At 57.6% G+C, this 8,784-nt stretch carries 6 protein-coding genes and 1 tRNA gene; 2 read left to right on the forward strand and 5 right to left on the reverse strand.

Annotated elements, in window-relative coordinates:
* The 4 genes from K0B87_08505 to K0B87_08520 form a co-directional block, all read right to left on the reverse strand.
* Positions 1–420, reverse strand: a 420-nt coding sequence (locus tag K0B87_08505; protein ID MBW6514779.1) for an asparaginase, incomplete at its 3' end; no start/stop codon positions are given.
* Positions 413–2,710, reverse strand: coding sequence for a Glu-tRNA(Gln) amidotransferase GatDE subunit E (locus tag K0B87_08510; protein ID MBW6514780.1), 2,298 nt, complete (start codon positions 2,708–2,710; stop codon positions 413–415). The genes K0B87_08510 and K0B87_08505, both read right to left, overlap by 8 nt.
* A gap of 436 nt (positions 2,711–3,146) precedes the next feature.
* The gene (locus tag K0B87_08515; protein MBW6514781.1) at positions 3,147–5,045 is read right to left on the reverse strand and encodes an RNB domain-containing ribonuclease; all 1,899 of its coding nucleotides are present in this window, start codon (positions 5,043–5,045) and stop codon (positions 3,147–3,149) included.
* Positions 5,046–5,060: 15 nt separating this feature from the next.
* Positions 5,061–5,136, reverse strand: a tRNA-Arg gene (locus K0B87_08520).
* 114 nt (positions 5,137–5,250) lie between these two features.
* On the opposite strand from K0B87_08520, the gene K0B87_08525 reads away from it, so the two are divergent.
* Both K0B87_08525 and K0B87_08530 read left to right on the forward strand, forming a co-directional pair.
* Positions 5,251–6,231 (forward strand): aspartate-semialdehyde dehydrogenase, encoded by a 981-nt coding sequence (locus K0B87_08525; GenBank protein ID MBW6514782.1) that lies wholly within the window; start codon positions 5,251–5,253, stop codon positions 6,229–6,231.
* Complete coding sequence (locus K0B87_08530; protein ID MBW6514783.1) at positions 6,228–7,331, forward strand: amidohydrolase; 1,104 nt, start codon at positions 6,228–6,230, stop codon at positions 7,329–7,331. The genes K0B87_08525 and K0B87_08530 overlap by 4 nt, the downstream gene beginning before the upstream one ends.
* A gap of 490 nt (positions 7,332–7,821) precedes the next feature.
* Here K0B87_08530 and tnpA read toward each other — a convergent pair whose 3' ends face one another.
* Positions 7,822–8,298 carry an IS200/IS605 family transposase gene (tnpA, locus tag K0B87_08535; protein MBW6514784.1) on the reverse strand — a complete coding sequence of 159 codons (477 nt, stop codon included), beginning with the start codon at positions 8,296–8,298 and terminating at the stop codon, positions 7,822–7,824.
* Between the last annotated feature and the right edge of the window lie 486 nt (positions 8,299–8,784).

Below are 8,784 nucleotides of genomic sequence, written 5' to 3' on the forward strand. Positions count from 1 at the left end.
CAGGTTGCAGATCTCCGCCAGTTCAGGCACGGCGCCGTAAAGTTCGCCGGGCGAAAAAGCGGGGATGACGGCTCCGGTGCGGTAATCCAGGCGGGAGGCGATGGTCCCGCCGGTGCCGAGCAGCTTGACTTTGGGGAGTCCGGGAGTGAAGGGGAATTCCTTTTCGGGGATCTTGTAGTGCGCTTCCTTATAGCCGATCTCCTGCATGCCCTGGATCGTTTCCACGTCGATGCCAACGTTGTAGCCGGTGGCGAGCTTGAGCACGATGTGCTGGTCGTCGTCGTTCTCGCTGCGGGGCAGGATGATGCCCTGGAAGTCGCCGCGGGTGGTCTGGACGTTTGTTTCGCCCCAAACCCTGGCCTGGAAATGTTTCAGCACCTCGAGGGCGCGGCCTTTGTAACCTTTGAATAGGTCAAGCATCGGTCCCCTCCTTCTGCATACCGTTCTCAATTGCCTGGCGCAGCTCCGCGAGGGAAATGTTCCCCAAAGCCATCTGGCGCAGACGGCCCATCATCCAGTGGGAAGCGGCATCCGGCCTTTTCAGACCGGGGGTTTTGGCCCGCGCCCACATTTTGCGGAGCAGGGGGATCTGGGCCAGGATCTCCCCGGTGGGCGTTTCCTTGTGGCCCAGGACAGCCAACACGGAGGCGAACTGCATGTTGGGATTGGCAAAGAGCACCTTCAGCATCTCCGGGAGGATGTCCAATTTCAGGTTCCTCTTGTCGATGAAGATCAGCAGGTCCTCCACGCGCTGGTGGTCGAAGGGCAGCGGCTCCCGTCCCTGCAGGCCTTTGAGCAGATGGGCGTAGAGCAGGGCGAGTTTTTTCGGCGCGATGTCATATTTGGCGGAAAACTCCTCCAGCACCGGCATCAGGTTGTTGCGCAGCAGATAGGTGTAGGCGTCGAAAGGTATCCCCCACTCCGCCAATTGATCCAAACGGCGGTCCAGGCCCACGGGAAGCAGCTTGCGGGCGTCTTCGATCATCTCCTCGAGGACGGGGATGGGGGCGGAATCGGTGTCCGGATACATGCGGTCCGCGCCAGGCAGAACGCGCTCGAACCAGGTGATGCCGTCGGGCAGGGATTTGCGGGTCTCGTTGGGAACGCCCGCAAAGGCAAGCTGGCAGCGCTCCGCGATGGTCTCCAGGGCGGTTTTGATGTCCTCATCGGGAGCCCAGAAAAGGATCTGGGCGTCGTCCGGGCCGGCTTTCAGATCAGAGCGGATCTTATCCCAATCCCTGGAATCGAGCGAGGCGATTTCCCTGGAGTCGAGCGAGGAACGAGCATCGACTCGAGGACCCTCGTCAACCGTGCCCGTGGGGTCTTGCTGGAGTCCATGCCCGCCAGAGAAAAACTGTGACTTTTGGGAAGCCGAATTCCGATTCGGCGAGCGGACGGAGTCTGCTTCACTTTCTGAAGGGCTCTGCGAGCCCTGTGGGATATTTTGGGAAGCCGAATTCCGATTCGGCGAGCGGACGGAGTCTGCTTCACTTTCTGAAGGGCTCTGCGAGCCCTGTGGCAAAGCGGAATTTGCCACCCCAAATTCCTCCACCCCAAATCCCTCCATCCCAATATCCTCGGAGTGGAACATATTCGGCCGCTCCAGGCAGGCAATCACCTTCAGGCGGTCGGCTATCTCGTCGGCAAAGCAGCGTCCGGGCTGGTTGAACCAACTGAGGATGCCGCCAAAGCGGGGCAGATTGACCGCGAGCAGTTTCCAGCCCTGGGCGGAATGTTCTTTCAGGATGGGGATGTGGCGCCAGTCGGCAGGATCCAGCAGGCTGTGGCTGATCCCCCACTTATCCGGATGCTTGATCCTCTGGGCCAGTTCGGCTTTGACCAGCAACAGGGAATGTTGGCGGAAAGCCTCATTGTGAGTGAGTTTGGGGATCCAGGAGATATGGGCCACGCCCTTGATCTCGACCCGGGTGCCGCCGGTGACGGATACGTTCACATCCTCGCGGGCGGCTCCGATCCCAACCCTCACCAGACCTGAACTGCGGGCGATGAAGCGGATGTTTTGCGCGGCCTCGTGGGCCTCCCAGGGGGTTTTCATGTCCGGATAGGTGACCGTTTCGATCAGCGGCATGCCCAGCCTGTCCGCGTAATAGGTGCGGGTGTGGCGGATGTCCGAAACCTCGCGGCAGCTGTCTTCCTCCACGCTGAATTGGATCACGCGGATCTTTTTGCCGGAGATGGGGAATTCGCCCTCGATGCCCAGGATGGTGGTGCGCTGGAAGCCCGTCGGGATGCTGCCATCCAGGTATTGCTTGCGGGTGATGTGCAGTTCGCCGACGATCTTCATCTTCAGCAGCAGGGCGATCAGCATCGCCTGGTCCAGCGCTTCGCGGTTGAGCGCGAAAGGCGGGGTGTCGTCCACCTCGTAGGTGCAGGCGCTGTCGTTCTTGATGCGGTAGACGATCTTTTTGCGGGTCTTGAATTCCATCAGCGCCGTGCCGTCGTATTCGCCCAGTTCGGAAAGGGTGGGACGCATGTGGCGGACGATCTCGGCGTCGAAATCGTCAAAATCGTGGTAGATGCCGGCGGGGCAGCGGCAGAAAAGCTTTTTGGCGGTGTTGAGCTGTTGGTGCACCTCCAGCCCGCATTTGAAGCCCAGAGCGCTCCAGGTCTCGGCGGAGGCGTCCCTGAGTGCCACCCAGCCGGTTTTGACCCGGCTGCGCAACCAGTTTTGTTGGTGAGGGTTATCCATTAAACGTTCCCTTGCTTGAAACTTTGGGGAACAATCCAAGCGGGAGGGGGTTTTTGTCCAGCACTATTTGGTTTGAGGCCTCACACAGATTTCACAGATTACACAGATTAAAAGAAGATAAGCACGCAGATTTCGCTGATTTCGCTGATTTTCTTTGAATAGATTAGGGATGCACAGGATGGATAGGGATGACAGGGATACTGTCCATTTTTCTTTTTCCGCGCTTATTTGATCTTTTTCAGAGTTTTTTCGTATTCCCCTATTCTCCCTCTTTAATCCGTAAATCCGTGTAATCCGTTAAATCCGTATTAAATCTTTTTTATATGCGTGATCTGCGAAATCTGCGTGCTTATCAATTTGTAAATCTGCGTGATCTGCGAAATCTGCGTGCTTATCTTCTTTTAATCTGTGTAATCTGTGTAATCTGTGTGAGAATTTAAAGTATCACATCCGCATATGCGACGAGTTCATCCAGGTCCACTTTGGAGACGACTAGTTTGACCGGTGCCTGCAGCGGCGGTTTGTCTTCACAGCGCAGGACCAGCCTCTTTTCCCAGCGCGAGAGCTCCGCCAGGTAGCCATGCTTGAGGCGGCGCAGCAGGATCCCGTCCAGGGGGGTGCCCAAATGTTTTTGCTCAAGATAGCGGAGCAGCCAGTAACGCTCGCTGCGGTGGGCCACGGCGCGCAGATAAAGCAGGCGCTTTTCGATCCGGGGGATCAGTTCATCCAGTTCAGTGCTCGTGTAGGGCTGGTTTTTGCCTTCCAGTAGTGACTCGAACTGGGCCTGGTTCACGATATCGGTAAAGCGGCGGATGGGGGAAGTGGCGTGCAGATAGGCCTGCGAGCCGATTCCGGGATGGAACTGGGCCTGGGTGCTAAGATAGGCCTGGGAACCGAAGGCCGGGGCCTCCTCATCCTCGTCGGTGGCGGGAAACTGCGCGATATTGCGGTAGATCAGAGGCAGGCCGCTATCCATGGGCCGTTCCGCGAACAGCCGGTTGTAGAGGATCATCAGCTCTTCGATGATGAATCTGGACGGGCTGAGGTTGTCGATCCGCTGCATCCGGATGTCGTGTCCGGATACCTTGAGATTCCAGAAATAGCGGGGCTTGCGGCCGTTCTCGCCGCCGGTCCGCTCCTCGTTCAGTCTCAGGCAGATCTTGTTCAAGAGATCAAAGGGCCTGGACTCCAGCCGGCGGTCCACCTCGTCGTAGCTGAAGTTATGCTTCAGGCTGAGGGTTTCGCGCCTGAATTCATGGTCAAGCAGTTTCAAATCCTTATCCAGCCGGGCATAAAGCGAAAGCACGGGGCGCGGCTCGCTTTGGACCAAACTGAAGGCGGCATGGGAAAGTTCCGGAGGCAGCAGGGGAACGCTCTCCCCCGGCAGATAGAGCGAAGCCACGCGGCTTTGGGCTTCACGATACAGGTCCGAGTCCCTCGGGATACAGGCGGCTACGTCGCTGATATGGACCCCCAGCAGCCAGCCTTCCGGCAAAGCCTGGATGGAAATGGCGTCGTCGTGGTCGGGAGCGTCTTCCGCGTCAATGCTGAAAGCCTCCGCGTCACTGACCGGACCGGACTGCGAAGCTTGCGCCTGGCGCCACAGCTCCGCGGGAAAAAGGATGGGAATGCCGCTCCCGGCAGCCATGGGATCTGTCTCCGGCAGGATGTCGCCCAAGCGCAGCCGCAGGGCTTGGACCTGTTCTTCCAATGCTTTATCTCCCGCGGTGGCGCGCAGCAGCCTGGCCAGGTCCTTGCGCTCCTGGGAAACGAGCAGCTCGCGCAGTTCGGCCAGAAACTGCCCGCGATATTGGGCAGGCAGGTCTTCCCCAGCGCCATCTTTGAGAAATCTTTCGACCTCCTGCAGATAGCGCATCCGCTCCTCTTCCCGGCGCTGCTGTTCCCGGTAAAGCCTGAGCTCATCCTCGCCGCGGGTGCGGAACTGGCCTTTATGGGAGACAAAGAGGTCCGGCCGTTCCTTGAGATAATGGAACAGCGAGAAACGGCGGAGGTCATCCTCGTAAACCAGGGCGGCGCAAGCCTCAGCAAAACTGAAGGGGGTGGGTATTTTGGATAGAACTGATAGAATCTCCGCCTCCGGCAGGGATCCGAGCGTAATCGCCATTTCTTGTTCAAAGCTGAGTAATGTTGCGGAAGAAACAGGTGTGTAAACATCCTGGGAGATAAATACGAAACGTCCGAGGGGAAGGTTGAAGCTGGCGCCCACGGCATCGAGGACCTGGCAGCGCTGCTCGGTCACAGCTGTGATCAGGCCTGCGCACAGCCTTTCCTGCTGGTAAAAAAGCACGATCTTACCTGGCTCGAAAGCGTTCATGGCGTCCTTTAGAAGTGGCGCCCCAGAGATGAATCGAACATCCGACCAACGGTTTAGGAAACCGCTGCTCTATCCCCTGAGCTACTGGGGCGTTGCTTCGTGGGTTAAGATTCCCGCGGCGGCCTTTTTGTCAAGTTTTGCATTGACAAAAGCCGGCTCTCCGCAGAAAAGGGCTTTTCTAATATCATAACTGAAGGACTTTTGGATGAAAATAGCCATCGTCGGCGCCACCGGTGAAGTGGGCAGAATGATGATCACCTGCCTGGAGGAAGGCAATATCCACGCGGAGGAACTGGACCTCTATGCCTCCGCGCGCTCCGAAGGGACCGTCCTCTACTTTGGCGACAGGCCCCTCGGCGTGCAGGTCCTCACCGAAAACGCCATGCTCCGGCATTACGATTACGTGCTCTTTTCCGCCGGAGCCGGCGTGGCCCGCAGTTTCGCGCCCATCGCCACCGAGGCCTGCAACGTCGTGATCGACAATTCCTCGGCCTTCCGGCAGGACCCGAATGTCCCGCTGATCGTGCCGGAGATCAATGGCAGCCTGGTGGAAGGGTATTGCGGCATCATCGCCAATCCCAACTGCACCACGATCCAGCTGGTGCTGCCCCTGGCGATCCTGGACCGGCTGTATGGCCTCAGCAAGGTGGTGGTCAGCACCTACCAAGCCGTTTCCGGCAGCGGGCACAAGGGGATCAGCACCTTGCAGGAACAGCGTTCCGGCGGCACGGACAAGGGCATCTATCCCGAACTGATCGACCTCAACGTGATCCCCCAGATCGGGGCTTTCCAGGATGACGGCTATTCCCAAGAAGAGGAGAAGATTCGCCTGGAAACCCGTAAGATCCTGGACAAACCGGACCTGGCCGTAGCCGCGACCGCGGTGCGGGTGCCCGTGATCCATGGCCACAGCGAGAGCGTTTACGCGGAATTTGAGCGTCCGGTCGACCTGCGGGAGGCCGCGGAAGCCCTGGCTGCCGGCGAATCCATCGCCTATGACGAAAATACCTATATCACGCCGCGGGACCTGGGCTCATCCGATTCCAGCCACGTCTGCCGCCTGCGCCTCGGAACCGGGCCGAACTCCGTCTGCTTCTGGAATGTGGGCCACAACGTCCGTTTGGGGGCGGCCACCAACGCGGTGCGCATCCTGGCCAGGCACGCCAAAAAGGCAGGCCTGATATGAGTTTTGACTTGGGCCAGCTCCGCCGGGAACTGCACCGGATACCCGAGCCCGCCTTCGCTGAGCATGAGACCAAGGCCCTGCTGCTGAGCCAACTGCGCCAGCTTGAGGGGATCCGCGTCCACGAATTTGCCACCAACCCCGGCATCCTGGTGGAATACAGCCAGGGTGAAGGGGACTACCGGCTGTTCCGGGCTGATATGGACGCCCTGCCAGTGACTGAGAACACAGGCTGCGGCTTCGCCTCCCTTCACGAGGGCATGATGCATGCCTGCGGCCACGATGTCCACATGACAGTGCTGCTGGGCCTGATCGAGCGGATCACGGCCACCAAGCCCGAACGCAACCTGCTGTTCCTCTTCCAGCCAGCCGAGGAAGGCCAGGGCGGGGCGGAATCTGTTTTGGCCGAAGGGCTGATCCAGACCTTTCCCGTGGGCGAGGTTTTCGCGCTGCATGTGGCCAGCGGACTGCCCGTGAACACAGTTTCCAGCCGGGCGGGAGTGTTTTTCGGCATCCCCCAGGAGTTCGACGTCATCTTCAAAGGCCGCTCCGCCCATGCCGCCTATCCGGAACAGGGCGTGAACGCGCTCTCCGCCGGGATTGAATTCATGCGCCTGACGCAGAGCGGAATCGCGGAATTGGCTGCCAGCGCCAGGGTGATCTGCCACATCGGCAAAATGAGCTCCGGCACCGTGCGCAACGTGGTCCCCGACCTCTGCAAACTGGAGGGGACGCAGCGCAGCCTGACCAAGGAGATCAGCCACAAAATCAACGAACTGATCCTGGCTAATTGCGCCCTGGCGGCCAGAAGCACCTGCGCCGAATATGAGGTGGATTTCCTGCGCAGTTACGACCCGGTGGTGAATTCAGAGGGCCTGGTGGAAGAATTGCAAAGGATCTGCCCGGAGCTGGGCATTCGATATGAGGACGCGGAGATCGCGCTGGCCGGCGAGGATTTCGGCTTCTTCACCACGCTGTATCCCGGCCTGCTGTTCTGGCTGGGCTCAGGCTGCGGCGAGCCCCTGCACTCGGGCAAATTCCTGCCTGACGAAACCTGTATTCCTGTCGGGATAGACGTTTTCGAGCAGCTGGCGCTGAGATAAAAAACCCTATTGTCCAATTAGAATAGAAGGCCATAGTTTCTATCACTAAGGACTCTCAACGGTATACAGGACAGTAGGCGGAAAACTCATCCTTTGTGAAGGTAATTTTTGGATAATCAACAACCGGTTTCAACACGCGCAAACTGTTGAAAAACCCCGCCGCAGGTGGGGTGCAGGACATTAGGCCCGGGATTTATCCCGGGTATGACGTGGCGATCGGGCATATGTCCCCCAAATTCCCCACCCCCACCCCAAACACCGATGTAATCTGTGTTTGGGGTGGGGGGTGGGGTCAAATTTACAAACATCCACGCTTTTTAATACGACGGCTGAAGCCGCCGCCTATTGCCCTGCACCCCACCTGCGGCGGGGTTTGTCAATGGGCAAAACAACATCGAATGAACACCCAATAGTGATTAACAGTTGCATCCCACCTGCAGCGGGGTTTTAGCATAGATGGAACTTACAGGTCAATGCCCTTGATAATGAATCAATCCTCCACAAAGTCGGAGATCATTTCAGGCGACTTATTCATGTAATCGATGGCCTTGTTATGCAGAATATCCCATTCTTCTGCAAATCCACGTTTCATGTGGTGCTGGTCTTGTTCTACAATGTAATGTTTTACCTTATCCATCTGCTCTGCCGCCACAGTAAAAATCCCATATCCATCCTGCCAATGCAGCGGAAGTCCATTGGGGTTGAAATTGCGGTTGTGCCTAAGCGAACTCTTGGCCTTGATGATCTTGATGGATTCAGACAAGGATATGTGGCGGGGGAGAAAACACAGGATGTGAACGTGATCGCGAGTACCGTTGATAACAATCGGGATTCCACCGATGTTCTTGATGACCCCACCCATATAGGGATACATACTATCCCGGATAAGTCTGACCAATCGAGGCTCACGGTTCCTAACGCTGAACACTATATGATACAATAGGAAGGTTATTGTGTTGCTGCTCATGGTAAACCTCCTCAGTCCAAATCAAAGTAGGACACAATTTGTGTAAAGCTTTTTCTCATGAAAGGGGCGTTGCTGATGTAAGTAATGCCGCAACCAGTTTCAACCGGCGCAGACAGTTGAAAAACCCCGCCGCAGGTGGGGTGCAGGACAATAGGCGGGGGGATTTATCCCTCACGTAAGAAAGCTCCGCAATGATCATCAAACCGGTTTTAACCGGTGCAGGACAATAGGCCCGGGATTTATCCCGGGTATGGCATGGCGATCGGGCATCTGTCCCCCAAATTCCCCACCCCCTCCCCCAAACACAGATCGTATCTGTGTTTGGGGTGGGGGTGGGGCCACAACAAATAGATGTCCTCGAAGACCGTTGAATAATACAAACAAAGCCAGGTTTTTGTCATCCCGGGCGCCGGGGTCCTCGCCGCACAACTTGTTGGGTGGTGGGGTGGTTGACCCGGGATCCAGTTTTTTTGATTGTGAAAAGTG

Origin of the sequence: Candidatus Syntrophosphaera sp., from assembly GCA_019429425.1 — a bacterium.
In the GTDB taxonomy this organism is placed as follows: Bacteria; Cloacimonadota; Cloacimonadia; order Cloacimonadales; family Cloacimonadaceae; genus Syntrophosphaera.

What these genes read in the sequence shown, in the direction of transcription:
- K0B87_08510 (MBW6514780.1), bottom strand. Translation starts at nt 2,710, where the DNA reads ATGGATAACCCTCACCAACAAAACTGGTTGCGCAGCCGGGTCAAAACC.
- K0B87_08515 (MBW6514781.1), bottom strand. Translation starts at nt 5,045, where the DNA reads ATGAACGCTTTCGAGCCAGGTAAGATCGTGCTTTTTTACCAGCAGGAA.
- K0B87_08525 (MBW6514782.1), top strand. Translation starts at nt 5,251, where the DNA reads ATGAAAATAGCCATCGTCGGCGCCACCGGTGAAGTGGGCAGAATGATG.
- K0B87_08530 (MBW6514783.1), top strand. Translation starts at nt 6,228, where the DNA reads ATGAGTTTTGACTTGGGCCAGCTCCGCCGGGAACTGCACCGGATACCC.
- tnpA (MBW6514784.1), bottom strand. Translation starts at nt 8,298, where the DNA reads ATGAGCAGCAACACAATAACCTTCCTATTGTATCATATAGTGTTCAGC.